The organism is Streptomyces aureus (assembly GCF_001418135.1).
GTDB lineage: Bacteria > Actinomycetota > Actinomycetes > Streptomycetales > Streptomycetaceae > Streptomyces > Streptomyces aureus_A.
Genome location: NZ_LIPQ01000254.1, coordinates 1 through 21028, shown reverse-complemented (window position 1 = coordinate 21028; position 21028 = coordinate 1). Strand labels below are relative to the sequence as shown.

At 69.8% G+C, this 21028-nt stretch carries 19 protein-coding genes; 6 read left to right on the top strand and 13 right to left on the bottom strand.

The window, feature by feature from the left end; all coding sequences use genetic code 11:
• Positions 1 to 56 precede the first annotated feature (56 nt).
• From AOK00_RS21350 to AOK00_RS21335, 4 genes are all read right to left on the bottom strand, one after another.
• Positions 57 to 1055: a D-alanyl-D-alanine carboxypeptidase family protein gene (locus AOK00_RS21350; RefSeq protein WP_055601898.1), complete on the bottom strand. Its 999-nt coding sequence runs from the start codon at positions 1053 to 1055 to the stop codon at positions 57 to 59.
• Positions 1056 to 1793: 738 nt separating this feature from the next.
• On the bottom strand, positions 1794 to 3089 hold the full coding sequence (locus AOK00_RS21345; RefSeq protein WP_055601897.1) for a sensor histidine kinase: 1296 nt from the start codon (positions 3087 to 3089) through the stop codon (positions 1794 to 1796).
• A 16-nt stretch (positions 3090 to 3105) separates the two neighbouring features.
• Complete coding sequence (locus AOK00_RS21340; RefSeq protein ID WP_055601896.1) at positions 3106 to 3936, bottom strand: response regulator transcription factor; 831 nt, start codon at positions 3934 to 3936, stop codon at positions 3106 to 3108.
• Between the two features lie 189 nt (positions 3937 to 4125).
• Entirely contained in the window at positions 4126 to 5193 is a 1068-nt protein-coding gene (locus AOK00_RS21335) for an endonuclease/exonuclease/phosphatase family protein (protein ID WP_079042112.1), read from the bottom strand.
• Between the two features lie 493 nt (positions 5194 to 5686).
• Between AOK00_RS21335 and AOK00_RS21330 the strand changes: the two genes are divergently transcribed.
• The 3 genes from AOK00_RS21330 to AOK00_RS39155 all read left to right on the top strand — a co-directional run bounded on the left by AOK00_RS21330 (position 5687) and on the right by AOK00_RS39155 (position 8875).
• Entirely contained in the window at positions 5687 to 7216 is a 1530-nt protein-coding gene (locus AOK00_RS21330; RefSeq protein WP_055601895.1) for a Re/Si-specific NAD(P)(+) transhydrogenase subunit alpha, read from the top strand.
• Between the two features lies 1 nt (position 7217).
• On the top strand, positions 7218 to 8636 hold the full coding sequence (pntB, locus tag AOK00_RS21325) for a Re/Si-specific NAD(P)(+) transhydrogenase subunit beta (RefSeq protein ID WP_055601894.1): 1419 nt from the start codon (positions 7218 to 7220) through the stop codon (positions 8634 to 8636).
• A gap of 101 nt (positions 8637 to 8737) precedes the next feature.
• Positions 8738 to 8875 carry a hypothetical protein gene (locus tag AOK00_RS39155; RefSeq protein ID WP_159041814.1) on the top strand — a complete coding sequence of 46 codons (138 nt, stop codon included), beginning with the start codon at positions 8738 to 8740 and terminating at the stop codon, positions 8873 to 8875.
• A 22-nt stretch (positions 8876 to 8897) separates the two neighbouring features.
• Here the strand turns inward: AOK00_RS39155 and AOK00_RS21320 are convergent, their stop codons facing one another.
• Together AOK00_RS21320 and AOK00_RS21315 are read right to left on the bottom strand one after the other, a co-directional pair.
• Positions 8898 to 9785, bottom strand: a complete 888-nt coding sequence (locus AOK00_RS21320) for a PhzF family phenazine biosynthesis protein (protein WP_055601893.1) — start codon at positions 9783 to 9785, stop codon at positions 8898 to 8900.
• Positions 9786 to 10251: 466 nt separating this feature from the next.
• Complete coding sequence (locus tag AOK00_RS21315) at positions 10252 to 10428, bottom strand: CsbD family protein (RefSeq protein WP_055601892.1); 177 nt, start codon at positions 10426 to 10428, stop codon at positions 10252 to 10254.
• Between the two features lie 315 nt (positions 10429 to 10743).
• Here AOK00_RS21315 and AOK00_RS39150 point away from each other — a divergent pair, with 315 nt between their 5' ends.
• The 3 genes from AOK00_RS39150 to AOK00_RS21300 all read left to right on the top strand — a co-directional run bounded on the left by AOK00_RS39150 (position 10744) and on the right by AOK00_RS21300 (position 14145).
• Positions 10744 to 11490: a VOC family protein gene (locus tag AOK00_RS39150; RefSeq protein WP_159041813.1), complete on the top strand. Its 747-nt coding sequence runs from the start codon at positions 10744 to 10746 to the stop codon at positions 11488 to 11490.
• 40 nt (positions 11491 to 11530) lie between these two features.
• Entirely contained in the window at positions 11531 to 12460 is a 930-nt protein-coding gene (locus AOK00_RS21305) for an SDR family oxidoreductase (protein ID WP_055601890.1), read from the top strand.
• Positions 12461 to 12945: 485 nt separating this feature from the next.
• Positions 12946 to 14145: an outer membrane protein assembly factor BamB family protein gene (locus tag AOK00_RS21300; protein ID WP_055601889.1), complete on the top strand. Its 1200-nt coding sequence runs from the start codon at positions 12946 to 12948 to the stop codon at positions 14143 to 14145.
• A 230-nt stretch (positions 14146 to 14375) separates the two neighbouring features.
• Here AOK00_RS21300 and AOK00_RS21295 read toward each other — a convergent pair whose 3' ends face one another.
• The 7 genes from AOK00_RS21295 to AOK00_RS21275 form a co-directional block, all read right to left on the bottom strand.
• A complete protein-coding gene (locus tag AOK00_RS21295) occupies positions 14376 to 15134 on the bottom strand; it encodes a MerR family transcriptional regulator (RefSeq protein ID WP_055601888.1) in 759 nt (252 codons plus the stop codon).
• A gap of 237 nt (positions 15135 to 15371) precedes the next feature.
• Positions 15372 to 15494: a hypothetical protein gene (locus AOK00_RS41195; RefSeq protein WP_301554218.1), complete on the bottom strand. Its 123-nt coding sequence runs from the start codon at positions 15492 to 15494 to the stop codon at positions 15372 to 15374.
• Positions 15495 to 15551: 57 nt separating this feature from the next.
• A complete protein-coding gene (locus AOK00_RS41455) occupies positions 15552 to 16013 on the bottom strand; it encodes a hypothetical protein (protein WP_055601887.1) in 462 nt (153 codons plus the stop codon).
• A gap of 40 nt (positions 16014 to 16053) precedes the next feature.
• The gene (locus tag AOK00_RS41450) at positions 16054 to 16215 is read right to left on the bottom strand and encodes a hypothetical protein (protein ID WP_367870049.1); all 162 of its coding nucleotides are present in this window, start codon (positions 16213 to 16215) and stop codon (positions 16054 to 16056) included.
• A gap of 518 nt (positions 16216 to 16733) precedes the next feature.
• The gene (locus AOK00_RS21285; protein WP_063886635.1) at positions 16734 to 19253 is read right to left on the bottom strand and encodes a hypothetical protein; all 2520 of its coding nucleotides are present in this window, start codon (positions 19251 to 19253) and stop codon (positions 16734 to 16736) included.
• A 50-nt stretch (positions 19254 to 19303) separates the two neighbouring features.
• On the bottom strand, positions 19304 to 19768 hold the full coding sequence (locus AOK00_RS21280; RefSeq protein WP_055601906.1) for a cell division protein ZapB: 465 nt from the start codon (positions 19766 to 19768) through the stop codon (positions 19304 to 19306).
• 526 nt (positions 19769 to 20294) lie between these two features.
• Complete coding sequence (locus AOK00_RS21275) at positions 20295 to 20549, bottom strand: hypothetical protein (protein ID WP_055601886.1); 255 nt, start codon at positions 20547 to 20549, stop codon at positions 20295 to 20297.
• Between the last annotated feature and the right edge of the window lie 479 nt (positions 20550 to 21028).

Genomic DNA, 21028 nt, shown 5'->3' with positions numbered 1-21028 from the left:
CAGAACCCCGCGCCGGTGGGCGGCGACGCTGCGTATGCCCGGTTGCGTAGGGCCTCTCACGGTCCCGCGAGGGCCTGTGGGAGGGCGTTGCGGATGGCGGTGATGAGGGTGTGGCTGGTGGAGAAGGCGGTGGCCATGGCCTGGGTGGGGTTGGTGCCGGCTTGCTGGTGGAGGACGACACCGAGGATGAGGCGGGAGGTGCCTTCGATGTTCGCGGTGGCGGCCCACATGAGGTTGCCGCCGGCCGGGGTGGAGGAGCCGGTCTTCAGGCCGATCACTCCGTCCTGGCCGAGGAGCCTGTTGCTGTTGCGGATCTCCACGCCAAGACCGGGGGCCGTGACGGCGGGGGTCGCGACGATCTGGCGGAAGGCCTCGTTCTTCATGACGGCACGGGCCAGTTTCAGCTGGTCGGCTGCCGTGCTCTTCGTGGTGGGCTCTATGCCCGAGGCTCCCGTGTAGGTCGTGTGGTTCATCGCGAGGCTTGAGGCGGCCTTGTTCATCTTCTTGGCGAACTCTTCCTGGCTGCCCGCGTCCCAGCGGGCCAGGAGCCTGGCCACGTTGTTGCCGGAGGGCAGCATCATGAGCTCCAGGAGCTCGCGCTGTGTGTAGGCACGGCCGGCCACGAGCGGTGCCGTCGACTCTGTCGGGGAGTACGACTCTTCGGCGGCCTGCTGGTCGGCGGTCACCTTGGCGCCCTGCTCGGCTGCGGGCAGGGGGTGGCTGGTGAGGATCACGTACGCCGTCATGACTTTGGTGATGCTCGCGATCGGCACAGGTGTCTGCTCGCCGCTGGTCCCGAGACTGCCGAGGCCTTCGACTTCCGCGCTCGACTGCCCCTCCGCCGGCCACGGCAGGTCCCTTGACCAGCTCAGGACGGCAGACGGTTCGGTGCCTGCGGCGGCGCCGGGACTGGAGGGCGCGTTTCCGCCGGGGCCGGAGACCTCTCCTCCAGTGAGGGTGTACCAGCCGGCCGCAGTACTCGCGAGGAGGGCGGCGGACAGGTACAGGACGGCGGGCCGGCGGAGAGCGGTGCGGCAGCGGGAGCCGGCGGGCATGAGGGACCTCCAAGGCTGGACGGGTGCGAATCCCGCACCTGAATCGACCTTCGAGGGCACGTACTTCCAGAGGGGGGCGTGACTGTTTCGGTCGCCGCGGGGTCTTGTTGCGGTTACGTTTCAGGGGAGGCCGACGGGAGATCGAGGGTGGGGGCCGCGCCTGCGCCGGGAGAATTGCCGAAGGCCAGCCGGGCCCCGAGCACCTTGGCCTGCCTGCCCCAGTGCGACCTGTCGGGGTGGAGCCGATGGGCGGCCCTGCGACCACCATCCCCTTCCCGCCCCCGCTTTCTGGGGCGGGTGCACGTGAGCCGTGAGAGCGATCCGGCCTTCGGGCGGTGCGGTGCGGTGGTCTCAGAATGGCGAAGCGGGAGGCCGACCAGCGGTGTGCTGGACAGAGTTCGGACGGGCTGTTCCGTCGTCGGAGACGAAGTGCAGACATGCCCCCTGGCCGCGGACCTCCTTCAGAACGCCGGGGGAGCGGCTCGGTGCGCGGGCCCGTCGGGACGTCGAGGTGCCGTCGGTCAGGACGAACGGCTCCGTGATGTCCGTGGCGAAGTATGCGGTCGGAGCCCAGCTCTCCGTCGTCCTCTTCCGCAGGAACGGCTGGCCCGCCGAGGCCTACGCGGAATGGTCGGCCCGCCTTCTCGCCGGCCGGACCGCGTTCGTCGCACTCTGGGCTGAGCCGCGGCGAAGATCACGTGACCGCCGTCCCTCTCGGGTGCGTAAGGCGGGGGCCGTTCAGTGCGCCGTCGTCTCCGTCGCCGCAAAGTCTTGCGGATGCGTTTCAGGTGGGGTCGGGGGCAGGTCGAGGGTGGCGGTCGCGCCTGCGCCGGGAGTGTTGGCAAAGGCCAGCCGGGCGCCAAGGACCTCGGCCTGGCCGAGTGCGATGGTGAGTCCGAGGCCGTGGCCGCGTCCCCGAGCGGAGGATCCCGTACGGAAACGCTGCGGCCCCTCGTCGAGAAGCACGGCGGGAAAGCCGGGCCCGTGATCCCCTACCACGATCCGGGTACCGGTGACGGTGACCTCGACGGGGAGCGCTCCGTGCCGGTGTGCGTTGGTGACCAGGTTGACCACGATCCGTTCCACTCGTCGCGCATCGGTCTGCACCACAGCGGCGTCCCTGACCGTGACGAGGGTCTGGGTTCCGGTCCGGTCCACGACGTCGGCGACCAGTTCCCCCAGCGGGACGGCGTCGGCCCGGGCCCGTTCGGCGCCGGCGTCGAGCCGGGAGACCTCGAGAAGGTCCTCGACCAGGGCGTTCAGTGCCAGGGCCCGGTCGCGGACGAGTTCAGCTGCTTCGTCGCCCTGCGGGAGGAGCTCGGCGGCGGTGGACAGGCCCATCAGCGGGGTGCGTAGTTCGTGGGCGACGTCCGCGGTGAAGCGTCGCTCGTTCTCCAGCTTGCGCTGCAGAGTCTCGGCCATGGTGTCCATGGCGGCCGACATGTCGGTGATCTCGTCACGGGCCCGGCCCGGGGTACCGATCCGGGCGTCGAGGTCCCCGTCGGCGATGGCCCGGGCGGTACGGGACCCGTGACGCAGCCGGCGGTTGATCGGCTCGGTGGCCAGTGCGGCGAGCGGCACGATGACCGCAAGGGCGGCCAGCACGGCTGTGATGATGCTGCGGTCCAGGAGCTGGAGACCGCGTACCTCGGTACTCATGTCCGTGCGGGCGACGAGTACCCGGTCGCCCTCGATGGGCATGGCCGCCCACAGCCAGTACCAGTTGGGTGGCTTCTTGTCGTACCAGGTCGCGAACAGACCGTTCGGGTCCTTGGTGGCCAGTGCGTGCGCGAGGGGCGCCTGCAGTTGGCGGGGGGTGAGGATCTCAACGTCGAGGGGGGTGGTGCCGGTGCGGGTGTATTCGCGCTCCGCGGCGGCCAGGCGGGCGGTGAGGCGTTGTTCGCCGGTACGGTCGCCGCGTTCGGCCATGGCCTGGTGGACGAGGACGCCGATCACAGCGGCCACCGCACAGCACGCGGCCGCGGTCAAAGCGGCGATCTTCCAGCGCAGCGCGCGTGGGTTGAAAGGTGCCATCAGCGGACTTGGTCTCTCAGTCGCGGACGAGTTTGTAGCCGAAGCCGCGGACGGTCTCGATCCGGTCCGCCCCGATCTTCTTGCGCAGGCGCAGGACACACAGGTCCACGACCCGGGTATCGCCTTCCCAGCCGTAGTCCCAGACCTCCCGCAGCAACCGCCGGCGATCCTGCACGATGCCCGGCGCCGCCGCGAAGTGAAGAAGGAGACGCAGCTCGGTGGGAGTCAGCGGAACCGGCCGGCCGTCACGATGTACTTCCAGACCGGTGGTGTTCACGGTGACATCACCGAAGACCAGCATGTGCGGGGCCGCGGCGCGGACCCGGTCCACAGGCCCCGCACCGGCCTTGTGCAGGGACACCGCACCGGATCGGTCCAGGGTCATTGCACCGGACCGGTCGGCGCCTGCTTGGGAGTGCGGAGAGCGCGTGGAGGGCTTCTGCGCGCCTTCGGGGCGTTGGAAGCTCGCACGGCGCAGCAGCATACGGATACGGGCAATGAGAACGGCAGTATCGACGGGCTTGACGACATAGTCGTCAGCGCCCGCTTCCAATCCGGCAACGACATCCAGGGCATCGCCCCTCGCGGACATCATCAGGATCGGTACCAGACTCTCCTCCCGGATCCGCCGGCACAGCCCGACGCCATCGAGCTCGGGCAGCATCACATCCAGGATCAGCAGATCATGCGCATCGGCCCGGAACGCCTCCAGGCCGGCAAGCCCGTCCGCAGCCACCGCGACCTCATAGCCATAACGCTCCAGGAAAAGCTGGACAGCACGGCGGATGACCGCATCGTCCTCGACGACGAGAACACGGACCGGACCTGGTACTCGGATGACCGACATGCCACCTATCTGTTCATGCGTAAACGTATGCTTTCGTCATCGTAGACAGCAGGCCCGGCAGTACGGCCGGCAGGCCCGGGCGGTACAGCCCTGCAGGCTCGGGCAGGCCAGTCAGCCCGGTAGAGCCAGCCGCCCCGGGCAGGGCTGCCAGCCGCCGCGGCGACCCGCTCGGCGGCTCTGTCGCAGTCGTTACAGCCGCAGCGAGGCCGCGACGGGAAGGTGGTCACTGCCCGTGGACGGCAGCGACCAGGAGGAGACCGGGCTCACTCCCTTGACGAGGATCTGGTCGATCCGTACCAGTGGGAACGAGGCCGGCCAGGTGAAACCGAAACCCGCGCCCGCCTCCTCCTGCGCGGAACGCAGCTGGGAAGTCAGCGGCCTCAGCGCAGTGTCCTCACCCGTCCCGTTGAAGTCGCCCATCACCACGACCCGGGGAAGGCGCTCCGCCCGCACGGCCTCGGCGAGATTCCTTCCCGCCTCGTTACGGCGGGCAGTGGCGAACCCGGAAGTCGGGGAGACTCGTACCGACGCAAGATGAGCGGCGTATACAGCGACGGGTCCTTTCGGCGTGTGAACGGTGGCCCGCACCGCGCGCGTCCACGGCATGATCGGCACCGGCTCCACACCACGCAACGGATACACACTCCACACCCCGACGCCCTGGTGCACCGAGTGGTACGGAAAGCGCGTGGCCAGCTCACGCTCATACACAGGCGTCGTCTTCGAAGACAACTCCTCCAGAGCAAGAACGTGCGCCCCGGACTGGGCGAGGGCGCGCGCGGTCCCGCCGGGCTCCCGGTTCGCTTCGCCCACGTTGTGCGTGACCACGATCAGGTCTCCGCCGGCGGCGGTCTTGTCCACGACCGCACCACCGAGAAGAGAAGCCCACACGAGCGCGGGCACGACCACAGCGACAGCCGCCAGCCGGGAACGCCGGACCACTGCCAACCCGAGCAGCACCGGAACACACAGCCCAAACCATGGCAGAAACGTCTCAAACAGACTCCCCAGGCCAAACCCGTTCGGAACCTGGGCATGCAGCAACATCAGCAACGCACCACACCACGCGAATGCTGCGATCAAGCGGCCACGACGGCCCACGCGGACGCGCCTTGCACGCGCCCATCCGCCATCCCGGGACGGGGACGGGCCGTCGGAGCCCGCCTGGGTGGTGGGTTTCTCTTGGACGGCGGTTTCCCCCTGGACAGCGGGCCCCGCCTCGGCGGCGGCATCGGGGTGGTGGGGAATGCTCAGCATGACGGCAGCCTCCGGCATCACGTACACCGGACATCGGGTACCCGCACACCGTCACGCAGCCACACTTCCGGCCGGCCCGGACACCGCTTCCGACACCCGACGACTGTGTCTCAAGTGAGTATCGACCTGAACCCGCCCCCAGTCCCGGCATACGGCGACGCCCGAGCCGGAGCCCCCACGACATCGCCCCAGGGGGGACGACACTCGATCTCCTGGCGCATGGTCAGCCGCGTCTCCCATGGCCTTCGCTGGAACGAGACGTGCCCGACGTCGTCCGGTCCGCGAGGAGCCGTGCCTTCACGGCGTACGGCGGTATGTGAGGCATGGGCCTCGTGTCCCGTCGAGTGTTGCGTGTACCTCACCTGTGGGTGCTGTTCAAGACGAGCCTTCGACGGTCAAGCTGAGCGGCGTGCTCCGGGTCATCGCGGGTGCACTCTTCCTAGCGTGCTGAGAACACGCCGTTGACGGCCAGACCAGCGAACGGAGAACACTCGTGATCGTCGGAGTCCTCAAAGAAGCGCGGGCAGGTGAGAGTCGCGTCGCGGCCACGCCAACCACGGTCCAACAGATCCGCACACTGGGGTACGACGTGGTCGTCGCCTCGGGCGCGGGGGCCGCGGCCGGTTTCACCGACAGTGCCTACCAGGCCGCGGGCGCGACCATCGGCGAAGCGGCGGACGCGGACGTGGTGCTGGGGGTCAACGCGCCGGCCCCGTCGCAGCTCGACCGGGTACGGCCGGAGGCGACGGTGATCGCTCTGTTCGCACCGGCATTCGACCCCGGGATGGTCGAGGAGCTGGGTCGGCGTCCCTTCACGGTGCTGTCGATGGACGCCGTGCCGCGCATCAGCCGGGCGCAGTCCATGGACGTGCTCTCGTCGATGGCGAACATCGCCGGCTACAGGGCTGTCATCGAGGCCGCGCACGAGTTCGGGCGTTTCTTCACCGGCCAGGTGACCGCGGCGGGCAAGGTCCCGCCGGCCAAGGTGCTCGTCGCGGGGGCCGGAGTCGCCGGTCTGGCGGCGATCGGCACGGCCGGCTCGCTCGGTGCGATCGTACGGGCGACCGACCCGCGGCCGGAGGTGGCCGACCAGGTCCGCTCGTTGGGCGGCGAGTACCTGTCGATCGAGTCCCCGGAGGTGGAGGTCTCGAAGACCGGCTACGCCAAGGAGATGGGTGACGACTACAAGGCACGCGAGGTCGAGCTCTACGCCGCGCAGTGCCGCGAGGTCGACATCGTCATCACCACCGCGCTGATCCCGGGCCGTCCCGCGCCGACGCTGATCACCGCGGAGATGGTGGCGAGCATGAAGCCGGGGTCGGTGATCGTCGACATGGCGGCCGCCAACGGCGGCAACGTCGAGGGCACCGTGAAGGGCGAGACGACCGTCACGGAGAACGGCGTGACGATCATCGGGTACACCGATCTGGCGGGCCGGCTGCCGGCCCAGGCCTCGCAGTTGTACGGCACCAACCTGGTGAGCCTGCTGAAGCTGATGACGCCGGGCAAGGACGGGTCGCTGGTCCTGGACTGGGACGACCCGGTGCAGCGCTCGATCACCGTCGTACGCGGCGGCGAGTCGGCGTGGCCGCCCCCGCCGGTCCAGGTATCCGCGGCCCCGGCCCCGGCGCCCACGGCGGCCGCGGTGGAGCAGGTGAAGCCCAGGAAGGCGCCGGCGACGGCGAAGCAGAAGTTCGGCGGCGTGGCCCTCGGCGCGCTGGCGCTGTTCCTCGCCGCCGCGTTCGCTCCCGCGGCGCTGCTGCCCCACGTGACGGTCTTCGTCCTCGCGATCGTGATCGGCTACTACGTCATCGGACACGTGCACCATGCGCTGCACACGCCGCTGATGTCGGTGACGAACGCGATCTCGGGGATCATCGTGGTCGGCGCGCTGCTGCAGATCGGCCACGCGAGCACGGCGGTCACGGTGCTTTCGTCGGTCGCGATCCTTCTGGCCAGTATCAACATCTTCGGCGGCTTCGCGGTGACGCGTCGCATGCTCGCCATGTTCAATCGGAGCTGACATGTCTGCGACCATCGCCGCCCAGGCGGCCTACCTCGTTGCCGCGCTGCTGTTCATCCTCGCGCTGGCAGGACTTTCCAAGCACGAATCCGCACGGCTCGGCAACGCGTTCGGCATCCTCGGCATGGGTGTCGCGCTCGTCGCGACGATCGTGCTCGCGCTGGACGGAGACGCCGACGGTGCCGGCCTCGGCCTGATGGCCGTCGCGATGCTGATCGGCGCGCTGATCGGCCTCCAGCGGGCCCGCGGCGTCGAGATGACGGGGATGCCCGAGCTGATTGCGCTGCTCCACTCCTTCGTCGGTCTGGCCGCCGTGCTGGTCAGCTGGAACGGCTTCCTGAACGTCGAGCACGACCCGGGCGGTCACGAGGCCGAGCTCCTGAGCGGGCTCGGCACGCTGGGAATTCACCACGCCGAGGTGTTCATCGGCCTGTTCATCGGCGCGGTGACCTTCACCGGCTCCGTCGTGGCGTACCTGAAGCTCGCGGCGAAGATCGACTCCAAGCCGCTGGTACTGCCGGGCAAGAACGCCCTGAACCTCGGCTCGTTGGTCCTGTTCCTCGCCCTGACGGTGTGGTTCGTGATCACCCCGGAGCTGTGGCTGCTGATCACCGTGACCCTCCTGGCACTGGCCCTCGGCTGGCACCTGGTGGCCTCGATCGGCGGCGGTGACATGCCGGTCGTCGTCTCCATGCTGAACAGCTACTCCGGCTGGGCGGCGGCGGCCTCAGGCTTCCTGCTCGGCAATGACCTGCTGATCATCACGGGCGCGTTGGTCGGCTCCTCCGGTGCGTACCTGTCCTACATCATGTGCAGGGCGATGAACCGCTCCTTCCTCTCCGTGATCGCCGGCGGCTTCGGCATCGAGACGCCGGCGGGCTCGGATGTCGACTACGGCGAACACCAGGAGACCACCGCGCAGGGCGCCGCCGAACTTCTGGGGTCGGCACGTTCGGTGATCATCACTCCCGGCTACGGCATGGCCGTCGCGCAGGCGCAGTACCGGGTCGCGGAGCTCACCTCCAAGCTGCGCGCGAAGGGCGTCGACGTACGGTTCGGCATCCACCCCGTCGCCGGCCGCCTGCCCGGACACATGAACGTCCTGTTGGCCGAGGCCAAGGTGCCGTACGACATCGTGCTCGAGATGGACGAGATCAACGACGACTTCGCCAAGACCGACGTCGTCCTCGTGATCGGCGCCAACGACACGGTCAACCCGGCCGGAGCGGAGGACCCCAGCAGCCCGCTCGCAGGCATGCCGGTGCTCACTGTGTGGGAGGCCGGCAAGGTCATCGTGTTCAAGCGCTCGATGGCCTCCGGATACGCCGGAGTGCAGAACCCGCTGTTCTTCCGTGAGAACACCGCGATGCTCTTCGGCGATGCGAAGGCCCGGGTGGAGGACATCGTCGGCGCACTCTGAGAAGCAGGGGAGGACCTCCTGGGTATCGGGGTGGCGGAGACGTCTCGGACCGGCCTGATGCGCAGTGCTCTGGTCGAAAGACCAGCGAAGACCGGCCGCTGATGCACTGGGCAGGCGGCCTGGAGACCGACCCGAAGAAGGTCGACAACCAGGCCGCCTACGACGAGCGCCTCGTTCCCGGCATGGCAGCCGCCGGGGACCAGGCGCTCGCATGTGAGGCCGGTAGTCAGCGCACTTGATCGGTCAGGGCCTCCTCATGGATCAGGCCGGTATACGGGTTCCTGCGCCGCCGACCCTGATCCGCCGGTCGCCCTCCCGCAGTTCCACTGTCAGGACGCCGGGGCGCCCCATGTCCTCCCCCTGGTGGAGGGTGAGGACCGTCGCCTCGGGTACGAGTCCGAGCTCACGGGCGTATGCGCCGAAGGCGGCCGCTGCCGCCCCGGTCGCCGGGTCCTCCACCACACCGCCCACCGGGAACGGGTCGCGGACGTGGAAGACCTCCGCAGAGGCGCGATAGACCAACTGCACCGTCGTCAGGTCGAGCCGGTGCATCAGCTTCTCCAGGCGGGCGAAGTCGTACGCCAGGCGGGCAAGGCGCCCTCGGGTCGCGGCGGCCAGGACCAGATGGCGGGCGCCGGCGAAGGCGATGCGGGGAGGGAGGGCGGGATCGAGGTCGCCGACCGGCCAGTCGAGCGCGGCGAGTGCCTCTGCCAGGTCCTCGGCCGCGACCTCCTCGATGTGCGGCTCGACGCTCGTGAGCGTGGCCCGCAGCGTCCCGCCCTCCCGGGTCACGGTGACCGGCACGGTCCCGGCACGCGTGGTGAACACCAGGTCGCCGGGGCCGATGCGTTCAGCGAGGGCCACGGCCGTCGCGACGGTGGCATGACCGCAGAAGGGAACCTCCGCCTTGGGGCTGAAGTAGCGGATGGTGTACGCGCGCCCGGCGTCCGACGCGTCGGAGTCCGCTCCCTCGAACGGCGCTGTCAGGAACGCGCTCTCGCTGTAGCCGACTTCGGCGGCGATCGCCAGCATCTCCTCGTCGCCGAGGCCCGTGGCGTCGAGAACGATGCCGGCGGGATTGCCTCCCTCGGGATCGTCGGAGAAAGCGGTGTAACGGAGGACGTCGGGGGTTTCCCGTACGGAGTTCATGCCGGGGGAACGGAGCCGAGCCCCGAGGTAATTCCCCAGGTACGGCAACTGTCTCGGAGCTCCGTGCCCGGACAGGACCTGCACGCGGGCGCTGTCCGGACAGCGAGCGGCCTCCTCGGTGGCCGCTGAGGCGCCACGTCTGCTCACGAGATCGAGCATTGGCGCAACGTTTGTGGTTGGTGGACCGCACCTCGAACGCCCGGGTGGAAGGCGCGCGCGTGGGCGTGCAGCCCTTCGGGGAGTTGACCGGCTTGAGGCTTGAAGACCGTCATCGAGTCGTTCAGGGGCCTGAAGAGGCTGGGATCCCTCGGCATCACGCCTCACGGGTACGCGGCCGGCCGGCTTGCTGTAGACCTCGCCCGGCGCGTCGCATCGGCATGGCGCACATAGGGAGGGGTTTGCCAGGGGCGGGGGTGGAGGACGGGCCCGCCTCCTTGGGAGGCGGACCCTTGTTCCAGCGGATGGTTCAGCGTTCGTCGCGCTTGCCGCGCAGGGATTCCTTGGCGTCGGACGCGACTTCCTTCGCCTTGCCCTCAACCTGGTCCATCTTCCCTTCGGCCTTCATCCGGTCGTTCCCGGTCACCTTGCCGACCGTTTCCTTCGCCTTGCCCTTGATCTTGTCCGTGCGGCCCTTGTCAGCCATGACCTGTCCTTCTGGGTGGGGAATAGGTGACGCTGACAAACTAGGTCAGATATAGGCATTTCGCCTCTCGGGTCTGCTGCCAGGCGTGCCCCATCCTCCTTGGGCACCCGACGCGGCCCGGAGCAGAGGCCTGTCGCCGCCACTGCGCCGGCGGGCCGTCAGGGCCGTCCTCGCGCGTGTGTCCGGTTTCAGGCCCTCGGTCGGCTCCGACTCGCAGGCGGCGGCGCCTCGCACTCCGCTTCATCTCTCAGGACAACGGGGGAAGCATCCCTTCCGCCGAGTCATCCGAGGTGACGGCCGCGTCGACGTCGAACCATGAGATCGCCGGGACCCGTGCCGGGTCAGTCTGATGGCCCGGGGTCTGGCTGCCGCGCAGCACTTTTACGCGGGTCCCGGACTGGTCGCGTGAGTAGTGGCAGTGCCCCGGCCTGGCTGGAACTGCACACACGCGACGCTTTCGAAGCCTCGATCTTCTACGGCGAGGTTCTTGACTGGGCCGGGGGAGGGGCCGGCTGCTGTGTGGCGTCCTACGCGCACGACCACGGCGGCCTACGTCATGGCCACGCCACCATCGCGCGCATCAGCGGCGGTGCGGCCGACTCGGCTCCGGACCCCTCGATCCGCCCGCGCTCGCACGTCCACTTCCCCGTACCGGACCTGGAAGCAGCGATCGAGGCCCCGACGGGTCTGGGAGGCGAAGCCGTCGCCCCGGGGGGCACGTCCAAGGCGAGCCGGTGGATCGCCCTCACCGACCCCGCTCGCTGCCGGAACGAGGTGAAGCCGCCCGTCGGCAGGCCGAGCCCCACCCCGGCACCTGGGCCTGCTCCGCAGCCGGGCCCTCCCCTCGCCGCTCGACGGCTCACGCGCGCCGTAGCCACCGAAGGGGTTTCGGGGGCCGTGTCGCTCCCGGGCCGCGGGTCGGTTCTGCGGGGTCCCCTCCGAGAAGTCGCTGTTCCCGACGGACGCCGCCCATCCGTGAGCACGCCCTCGAAACCCGGCCGGGAGGAGTCGGCCGGCCTCCGCCACTCCGCGCGCATCCGGATACCACCGTGGCGAGAATAGCCAGTGGCGCCCGTTCTGCCCCTTTCCTCACGGAGGCGACATGTCACGCTCACGCTCATGGGATCTGCAGGGACGCACCGCCGTTGTGACGGGTGCGGCACGGGGTCTCGGCGAGGGCCTGGCCCGCCGGCTCTCGGCCCGCGGGATGGGGGTGGCCCTCCTGGGCCGTGAGGCCGCCACGCTGTCGGCGGTGGCGGCGACGCTGGACACGGAGACCCACGTCGTCGAGGTCGACGTCACCGACGACGACGCTATGAGCCGGGCCGCGGACGACGTCGTGCGGCACCTCGGTGCCCCCTCGGTCGTCATCGCCAACGCCGGCGTCGCCGCCGGAGGCCCCTTCGAGACCTCCGCCCCGGCCACCTGGCGCCGTGTCATCGAGGTCAACCTCGTCGGCAGCGCCGTGACCGCGCGGTCGTTCCTCCCCGGCCTGCGGGCCACCCACGGCTACTTCCTCCAGGTCGCCTCCACGGCGGCCTTCGGCGCCGCCCCCATGATGAGCGCTTACTGCGCCTCCAAGGCGGGCGCCGAGTCCTTCGCCCGCTCCCTCCGCCCCGAGGTGGCCGGCCTCGGTGTCGCGGTAGGCGTCGCGTACCTGCACTGGACCGACACCGACATGATCCGCGACGTCGACCGGCACACCGTGCTCCGCGAGCTGCGCGCGCACATGCCCGCGCCCGCCCGCCGCGTCTACCCGGTGGACCAGGTCGCCGCCTGGATCGAGCACGGGGTGGAACGCCGTCGCGCCACGGTCTACGCGCCGCCGTGGCTGCGCCTCGCCCAGGTGGGGCGCCCGCTCTACCCCGTCCTGGTCGACCTGCTGTCCCGACGGGAGCTGGCCCGGCTCATGCGGGAGCACACGCTCGAACAGACGGGTCTGCTGGGGCACGGCGGGCGGGTCGAAGAGCGGTCGCTCGGCCTCTCTAGTACGGAACGCGGGCGGGACCGGCGCGAGGACGCCGGGTCGTGAAGAAATACGCCGCTGACCCATTCGGGGGCCCTGCGAGGGCCGAATGGCATCGACGAGGGTTCACGGGACTGGGCGGCACCGTGTTGAGGGCGGCCGCGGCCGGTACTCGGGATCGAACATCGCCGGCTGTCTGCGCACTCGCCAGAGTGCCCACGTGAGTACGGGTGAACGTGGTCACTCGGGTGGCTGGGCTTTGTTGTCGAGTTAAGGTTCTGGCTCAAGTCCTGTGGAGCGGTGATGATCCGTCACGGCTACGTACGAGAGCTGTGCGGGTGATCACGTCTCTCCTGGTCTGACGGAGTCTTGATCGTTTCGAGCCAGGGGTGGGGATCCATGTGACAGTGCGCGTGACAGGCGACACGGGACCGGGACGGGAGCGGTGGCTGTCGTCGTCCGAGGGAGCGCGGCGACTCCGTCCCCTGCTCGTGGCTGTCGCTGCGCTGCTCGTCGGCCTCACCACGGGCTGCTCAGCCCCAGGGGGCTCAATGCGCGTCGTCTGGGAGGCTCCGGTCGACGACAACGCCCGGGACTACGGCAACGGTGCCTGGCTCGTCGGCGACACGCTCGTCCGCAGTCGGTACGACGCCGTCACCGCTTTCGACGCCGTTTCGGGCGACCGGCGTTGGGAGTACGCACCGCCGGGCCAGGACCATGTGTGCGCGGTCGGTCGCCGCGTGGCCGGTTCCGTCCTCCTGCTCGCCCGGGGGGACCGGAGCCCGGGCGGTCAGGGCTGTGCGACCGTCGCCGCGCTGGACCTCACGACCGGCCGGGAACTGTGGCACGTCCGGCGCGCCCCGGCCGATCTCACGGAGTCGCTCACCGACATGGTCGCGGCCGGGGGCGGGCTCGCCGTGCTGCGGGACGGTGACGACCGATGGGTCCTCGAGACCATCCGGCCTGCTGTTCAAGGATCGCAGGCCCTGCGCGCTTTCGACCTGCTGACCGGCGCCCCGCGCTGGAAGGCAGCGGTTCCCGCGGGGTGTGTGCCCGAGCGCGTCGCCGCCGGCGAGCGACAGATCCTCGCGGTGCTCACCTGCGGCCGCACCGAACTGCGGCTGGCCGCGTTCGACAAGGCCGACGGGAAAGCACTGTGGTCCGCGCCGCTCGGTGGCCGCCCGACTCCGGGCACGGACGCGGAGGTGACGCTGCTGTCGACCGATCCCGTGGTCGCGCAGGTTGGCGGCACCGCGCAAGGCGTGCCGGGCGCCTACCTCGCCTTTGGCGAGGACGGGACGCCCCTGGGCCGGATCGAGTCCACTGGTGCTCACGGCACGATCCAGTCCCACGGGTCCGGGCTTGTGTCGGTCGCGGACGGGCGGCTGTACGCCGCCGCAGAGGCCAAGCGCGGCAAGGAGTACGTGAACCGGGTGGTCGCCTTCGACCTTGCGAAGGGCACCGAGGTGTGGCGGCACGACCGGGTCTCCGGCCGCGGCCTCCTCGCACTCGAAGCGGCTGGCGGCCGAGTGACTGCCCTCGCCCGCAGCCTCGGCCGCAGGCATGGCGGCAGTGAGGAACTGCTGGTCCTCGATGCGGCCACCGGCGACGAGCAGGAGGTCCGCGACACCGGGGCCGACATGGATCACAAGACGGGCGAACTCGCGGGCCTGCTCACCCACGAGGACTTGCTCGTTGCCGTGCGGTGGGGCTGGGGTGTGCGGCCCTTCTCTGCGTACGAGCGCGGATGACGTCTGGGACATCAACCCATGAGGACGCGCTTGCAGAGCAGTTCGCATCCGGAGCACGGGTAGCGCGGCCGGCCACGCCGCACAGGATCGGGAACGGCCTGTCGCACCTCACAAACTGAGCGAGTTCATCCGTACCTGGCCGAGCACATGCGGGTGTGCACCGACACCGGCACCATGACGCGACGCAACCGCCATCGCGGCTCTTCCCCCGATGACGGTTGCGTCGTGCCTCAGTTCAGCCGGGTGGTGGCGTAGGCCTCGATGGCGTCGCGCTGGTACGCGGCCAGGCCGGGAACGATGGCCTCGTATGCCGCGCGCCACGTCTCGTTGTCGACGATGGAGCATCCGATGGCCCGGTAGTCCTCGGCGGAGACAGCGCGCAGTTCGGTCAGTGCCCGGTACTGGGCGTCGATTTCGGCCTGGACCGGGTCGGCGTCGGCCGGGTGGCCCGCGGCCATGAGTTCGGCCAGCCGGATCATCTGCGCGGTGCGCTCACGGTGCGCGGCGTCGGCGTCGGCCTGGCTCATCGCGTCGGCGCGTCGTGCGACCTCTCCGGCGAGTTCGGGGAAGTCGCGCATGTTCTCCTCGTACTGGGAGGGCGTCACGCCCTCGAAGAGGTTCTCCGGTCGGTTGATGGTCATCGGGTTGCCGTCCTTCCTGGACTGCTCCAGTTCGGCGATCGTGCGGGAGACGGTGCCTGCCAGGGCGTCGAGCCGGTCCCGTTCCGCGAGGAGGCGCTGGTGGTGGCGCCGCAGGGCATCGACCTCGTCGACCTGCTCGGACAGGATCCTGCCGATCTCCGGCAGCCCGACGCCCAGCGCCCGCAACACGAGGATCTGCTGCAGCCGCAGCAGCTGGCGCTCCTCGTAGTAGCGGTGACCGTTGGCCCCGATCCGGGCCGGCGGCAGCAGGCCTGTCTCGTCGTAGTGACGCAGCGCCCGGGCGGTCACGCCCGACATCCGGGCCACCTCTGAGATTGGCCAGTCCATCACTACTCCTGCACGTGTGTGTCGCCGGGCCGGTTTCTCCGGCCCTGGTCACGACGGTAGAAGCTGCCGCAACGGCAACTTCAACCCTCCAACCCAAGATCCTCGCAATCGAACGCGCACGCTCCACACCCCAGGCGGAACAGCCTCCGCCCGCTGCCGCAACTCGTGAACATCCGGACCGAGCCCAGGGCCCCGGTGCTTCCCGAGTCGCCGTAGAAGCGCTGCCGTCTCTCGCGATCAGAGCCAGATGGCGTACGCCTCGGACTTCTCCATCCGTTTGTGGCCGTCGGTGCTGGTGTACGCGTCGGCGGTGGTGTCGTCGGCGGCCATCAGCTGCGCGCCGTGGGGGAGCCTCGGCATCGACAAGCCCAGCGGCCAGCCCGCGCGGCCGGCGGAGGACGAGTCCCCCTACTTCCCCTACGTGGACTTCTTCCGCCGGGCCGCGGTCGTCTTCTTCGCCGCGGTCTTCTTGGCCGCGGTCTTCTTGGCCGGGGCCTTCCTCGTGGCCGTCTTCTTCTGCGGCTTCGGCATCTCGTGCACGGTCGCCTCGCCACCGCCGGAAGTTTCGCCGCGGCGTTCGCGGGCGTCGGCGACGGACTTGTCCAGCGCGGCCATCAGGTCGACGACCGGCGTGGCCGGCTTCTCCTCGCCCTCGGCGGGCTTCGAGGCCCGGTGCTCGGCCTTCGCCTCGATGACCTCGTGGAGCGCCTCGGTGTAGTGGTCGGTGACGTCCAGGTCGGTGAGGGACCCGACGGTCATCGTCTCTATCAGCTCGAGCGCGCCGTCGATCTCGTCGTCGGTCAGCTCGGTCTCGGGCGGGGTGATCTCCTCGGAGGAGCGGATCTCATCCCCCCAATGCAGGCCGGACAGGAGCAGCACGTACGGTGTCGCCGTGCCGCGCCAACCGGTCCGTCGGCGGTCAGGTAGTACGAGCCGGCGCCGTACTGGACCGGGTCAACGGAGGACCGGTCGATGAACGCAACGATCTCGATCGCCTTCGCGTGCGCAGCGGCACGTCCGCCAGGTCCTCGTCCGTGATCGGTATGACGTGGTCCTTGCTGATCTCGTAGCCCTTGCCGATCTCGTCTTCGGTGAGGACCTGGCCGTCGCTCTCGCAGATCCTGCGGTACGGATCCGGCCACCGCCCTCCACGTGCACCTGCCGCAGGGAGACGTCGTGCCTCTCGGAGCCATTCTCAAGCTTGATGGGTACTGTGACCAGGCCAAACGAGAATGCTCCGGACCGTAGGGGACGGGGCATCCGTACTCCTCCGGGCCCCCTGGACGTGCTCTTTGCAGGGTCCAGGATTTCGCGGCACAGTCTGTAGTGCAACGGCCCTAGCCCGGCGCGTGTGCCATCTACCTGAGATCTGCGGGTCGAGAACGTCATCTGCTCGGGGGGACTGCACACGATGAGGCATCGGCACGGCCGTGGGTCCCACGCCGGCGATGTCGGGACGCCGAGACGGACCCGGGAACCCCTTGGAGCAGATGTGATCCAGAAGCCGGCGGAGCAGGTCCGCGGGGCACGCCGGATCTGCGGACTCTGCGGGGCCGCCAGGTTGTTCTTCGTAGCTCACGAGCGATCGTCATGTGCCCGTTACCACGGCGTGGCTGGAGAGCCGTCGGCCTCCAGCCCGAAGCGTCGTACTCGGTCCATGACTGACATGCCGTCGGCCTGCCCGCGCTGTCGCGCCAGCTCGGACAGGGCCTCCCAGTTTCCGGCGTCGGCGGCCAGCTGCCAGAGTCGCTCAGCGCCCACCGTGTCCCTGGCCCGCTCGCGTAGCCTCCCCAACGCCACCAGGGCGGACGGATCTCCGGCATCAGCGATCTGCTGCCACAGTGGTTCCGCATCCGCCGGGCTCCAAGGCGTGTCACGATGAATCGCCAGCTCCCGCAAGAGGGAATGGTCTCCGGCGTCCGCGGCGCGCTGGGCGAGTCGGACGGCACCGGCCGCATCCCCGCTCTCCTCGCGCAGCAACATCAGATGGGACAGGGCCTCCCTGTCACGGGCGTCGGCGGCATGCTGGAACAGTCGTTCCGCGGCCTCAACGTCACCGTACGCCCAGTGTAATTGCCCCAATTCCGTCAGTGCAGAGGGCGCTCCGGCATCGGCGGCCCGCTGGGCGAAGCGCTCCGCGCCCGCGAGGTCGCCGGCCGCTCTGCGCCGCCACGTCATCTCGAGCAGTGCTTCCACGAATCCGGCGTCGGCGGCCCGCTGCCAGAATTGTTCGGCTCCTGCCGAATCACCGGCCTCTTCGTACCTCTTCCCCAACGCTTGCAGAGCTTCGGGGTCTCCGGCGTCGGCAGCCCGCCGGTACACCAGGACCGCACCCGCGACGTCCCCTGCCTGCGCGCGGAGCCTCCCCCAGTCCCGCAGGGCGTAGAGCAGTCCGGCATCGGCGGCCCGCTGGAACATCCGTTCCGCACTCGCCACGTCCCCCGCCGCCCAGTGCAGCCTGCCCAGCGCCACCAGGGCGGACGGCTCGCCGGTTTCGGCGACCTGCTGCCAGACCAGTAGCGCACCCGCCACGTCGCCGACCTGCTCGCGCAGCTGCCCGAGCTCGGGCAGGGCGAAGGAGTGTCCGGCGTCGGCGGCCCGCTGCCACAGCAGTTCCGCACCCGCTATGTCTCCTGCCCGCCGGCGCTGCCACGCCAGCATCGACAGGGCAGGGTGGTCACCGGCTTCGGCGGCCCGCTGGAGCAGCCGTTCCGCGCCCGCCGCGTCCCCGGCCGACTCGCGACGGTGCGCCAGCTCACGCAGGGCGTCCGTCCTTCCGGCGCCGGCAGCCTGCTGGGCGAGTCGTTCCGCTCCCGCGGAGTCCCCCATCCGCTCGCGCAGCCGCGCCAGCTCCGAAAGCGCTACGGGGTCTCCGGCGTCGGCGGCCTGCTGGTACAGGTCCGCCGCGATCCGGTTGCGGAGCCGCGACATGGCCTGGTGAGCGACCGCGTTGAGGTCTGGGGGGCTGGCCGCGTGGTCCCGGACGGCGGTCCAGAAGGAGGCCGGCGGGAGGGCGTAGCGGCGGGTGGTGCGCGCGTGGTGGTCGAGGTAGTCGTTGAGGCGGAACAGGCCGGGTGCGGGGCCCATGCCGTCGGGGCTGGCGACGGGCTCCAAAGCCGCGGCCACGGCTTTGATCTTTTCGCGCGCGTAGGCGAGGGCGGGGGCAAACCAGGCGTCGGGGTCGGCGTCGGCGCGTTGTTGCTCGGTCAGGTAGCCGGGAGCGGCGGCTTCAAGGAGTACGGCGGGCAAGGGAGAGGCGTGGCCGAGGCGGCGGGCGTCCATGGCCGCGGTGATGACGGCCTGTCCGTACGGGCCATGGGGCTCGGTGGCCTGCTGGTAGTGGTCGACCAGTTGGGGACCGGCCGCCAGGGTCTGGAGAATCCTGCCACCGGTGCTGGAGCGCGCGGCCGCGGCCAGCGAGGGGTCACGGTTCACGAGCGGGTCCTTGAGGGATTCACTCGTGAATGAGGCGGGGACGTCCACGAGTACCGCCTGGGCGAGCAGGGCTCGTGCGTTGCGATGCTCGTCATCTTTCGTGACTCCGCCGGAGCGCGGTGGGGTGGTGAAACCGCGGTAGTACTCGGGCCACAGCGTGCCGAGGACCACGACCGGCCCCCGCTTCTCCAGGCGACTCTGCAGCGCGGCCGCGGCCTCCTCCCCGGCGGTCCCACGGAGGTGGTTCTGCGCTTCGTTGAGCCACAGGACGGTGCGCGGGGCGGGGCCGCCGACCTCGAGCAGAGCGAGAAGCCCCTCAGCGGTCTTGGGGAAGACCAGGTTCCAGCCGGGCAGGCAGGTACGGACGGCTTCGAGGGCGGTTCGGGTCTTACCGCTGCAGGACGTTCCCCGTACGAGCAGGAGTGCTGCCTGCTCGCTGCGGGCCGTGTTGAGCAGGTGGTCGCGCAGCCGATGGTCGTGGTCGCGTTCGACGTACCCCGGAAGGACGAACGCACCGTCGGTGTCAGGCGCATCGGTACCGCGGATGGCTGGATGGACGCCCAGCTGCTGCGCGGTCCACTGCTCGATCGGTCGCGGCTGGTCCAGTCGGGCGGTGGTCCGCCTGGTCCCGGAGAAGTGCTGGTGGAGGTTTTCGATCCTCCCGGCGACGATCGCGCCGGCCATGCCCCGGAGGGTGGGGGTGGTGCTAGGACCTGGGACGGCGCCGGGCTCGCTCAGCCCTGAGGCGTTCCCGGCCGGGGAGGGTTTACGTTGACCGTGCCGACATGCCAGCCTGCCACACCGTGGGGGGCTGAGATGTGCACGTTCCCTCCCACGGACACGCCGCCGTCGTCCGCTGAGACGACTGTGCCGGGGACGTGCTGGGCGAGCAGGCCGAGGAGCTGCTCAGCGGCGCGACCGCGCTCCGCTTCGTTCATGTCCTCCAGCAGGCTTTCGATCCGGGTCTGCCACGCCGTTTCCAGGCGAATGCGGAGTTCTGCCACGTCGTCGTGGGTGTCCTGCAGCTCGGCCGAGGTCTGGTCCAGGCGCTCCAGTTCCATCTGCTCGCGCCGGGCATCGCCCCGGGCGAACCAGCGTGCCACGGCCTGACGCAGGCCGGTCCAGGCATCTGTTCCCGCAGCCTGGACCACGGCGGCTCCGCCCGCGGCCGCCAGTGCGGCCAATGCCTGCTCCAGCATCCCCTGCCCTCTCTTCTGGATCCTCATGCCGGGCGTCGGCCCTCGGGGCAGCGCCCGTCGCACGTGGACGGTAACCCGACTGTAGTGCAGGGAACTTGGCCGTGTCCGGGCCTCTCCGAATGCCCGGACAGGCCGGTGAAGTGTTCCCGGAGCCTTCGTCGGAGCCGCGGCCTCCCACATCGGGCTCACGTCAGCGCTCGCGGATGCTCTGGGCCTATTCGGCGTGACGCCAGCGCTTGCGGAGCCCTGTCGGTCGAGCGACGTCATGAGGAAGTGCCACGTGCCTGAGGCTGAGCAGCTGTGCCATCGGTCTGAGACAGCGGAAGGGCGCCTGGTCAGTGAACACGACCTGTGCCACGAGCGGAGGGATCCTACAGCGCCTGTAGCGTCTCAAATCCAGCTTCACAATCTCACGGCCCGCTTCCTATCGACTGCACTTATGAAGCGGGCCGTGAGACACCGCAGGTCGCTGGCCTGCCCGGTGCGGGTGGCGTGCCCACGTCGTGGTCGGCGCGCGTAGTGCTGTCTACATCTCGTTGAAACCGCGCGACGGGTCGTAGATGTCCAGCTCGATGACGATCACGAAGAAGGCCGTGACGACGTAGTGGACCATTACGTGGTCTTCCCAGACCGCGCGCGTCACAGTGTCGTTCGTGTAGGCGAGGTGGCTGCCCGCGCACTCGGGCTCGGCTGTGATCCTGTCGACGAGACGCAGGAACGTTTCCCGATCCTCGGTCGGCATGTAGTCGCGGAAACGGGCAACCTGCTCGGTGAACTGCACTCGTCTCTTCATCGAGGCCGGAGTCTAGGGACACAGCGAAGCTTCGTGCGCGCAATTATCAAGGGGTGCCCTGCGCGCATGCGACCTCTGGCAGCTCGCTCCGCTCGCGCTGCGGCGAGCGCCGTACCGGGGCGGGCCGGTCTGCGCTCCTCGCCTGGTCACTTGCCTTGTCGTCCGTCTGGAAGCGTCCGGCGGGGCCTCGGTGCCCCCGGAGGAAATGCACCAGCCGCTGGGACAGCCGCAGATGAAGCGTCGTGAGACACCGCGAGAAGCCGCAGGTCAAGGCCTCGCTGTATGCAGCGAAGCCCGAGATCCTACAGCTCCCAGGCCATGCTGACGCGGCCTGTGACGAGGGTGTTTTCGGCCGTCAGTCCGTTGGCGTTGGCTTCCTGCGCGGTCCTGATCTCGGTGCCGAACGCCGGTGCGGTCGCGACCGCCGTCTCCTGCGCGGGCGATGCGGAGGAGGAGGAGGAGGAGGA

Coding starts and splice junctions, on each gene's coding strand:
- AOK00_RS21350 (WP_055601898.1), bottom strand. CDS start 1,055: ATGCCCGCCGGCTCCCGCTGCCGCACCGCTCTCCGCCGGCCCGCCGTC.
- AOK00_RS21345 (WP_055601897.1), bottom strand. CDS start 3,089: ATGGCACCTTTCAACCCACGCGCGCTGCGCTGGAAGATCGCCGCTTTG.
- AOK00_RS21340 (WP_055601896.1), bottom strand. CDS start 3,936: ATGTCGGTCATCCGAGTACCAGGTCCGGTCCGTGTTCTCGTCGTCGAG.
- AOK00_RS21335 (WP_079042112.1), bottom strand. CDS start 5,193: ATGCTGAGCATTCCCCACCACCCCGATGCCGCCGCCGAGGCGGGGCCC.
- pntB (WP_055601894.1), top strand. CDS start 7,218: ATGTCTGCGACCATCGCCGCCCAGGCGGCCTACCTCGTTGCCGCGCTG.
- AOK00_RS39155 (WP_159041814.1), top strand. CDS start 8,738: ATGCACTGGGCAGGCGGCCTGGAGACCGACCCGAAGAAGGTCGACAAC.
- AOK00_RS21320 (WP_055601893.1), bottom strand. CDS start 9,785: ATGAACTCCGTACGGGAAACCCCCGACGTCCTCCGTTACACCGCTTTC.
- AOK00_RS21315 (WP_055601892.1), bottom strand. CDS start 10,428: ATGGCTGACAAGGGCCGCACGGACAAGATCAAGGGCAAGGCGAAGGAA.
- AOK00_RS39150 (WP_159041813.1), top strand. CDS start 10,744: ATGAGATCGCCGGGACCCGTGCCGGGTCAGTCTGATGGCCCGGGGTCT.
- AOK00_RS21305 (WP_055601890.1), top strand. CDS start 11,531: ATGTCACGCTCACGCTCATGGGATCTGCAGGGACGCACCGCCGTTGTG.
- AOK00_RS21300 (WP_055601889.1), top strand. CDS start 12,946: ATGCGCGTCGTCTGGGAGGCTCCGGTCGACGACAACGCCCGGGACTAC.
- AOK00_RS21295 (WP_055601888.1), bottom strand. CDS start 15,134: ATGGACTGGCCAATCTCAGAGGTGGCCCGGATGTCGGGCGTGACCGCC.
- AOK00_RS41195 (WP_301554218.1), bottom strand. CDS start 15,494: ATGCCGAGGCTCCCCCACGGCGCGCAGCTGATGGCCGCCGACGACACC.
- AOK00_RS21285 (WP_063886635.1), bottom strand. CDS start 19,253: ATGGCCGGCGCGATCGTCGCCGGGAGGATCGAAAACCTCCACCAGCAC.
- AOK00_RS21280 (WP_055601906.1), bottom strand. CDS start 19,768: ATGCTGGAGCAGGCATTGGCCGCACTGGCGGCCGCGGGCGGAGCCGCC.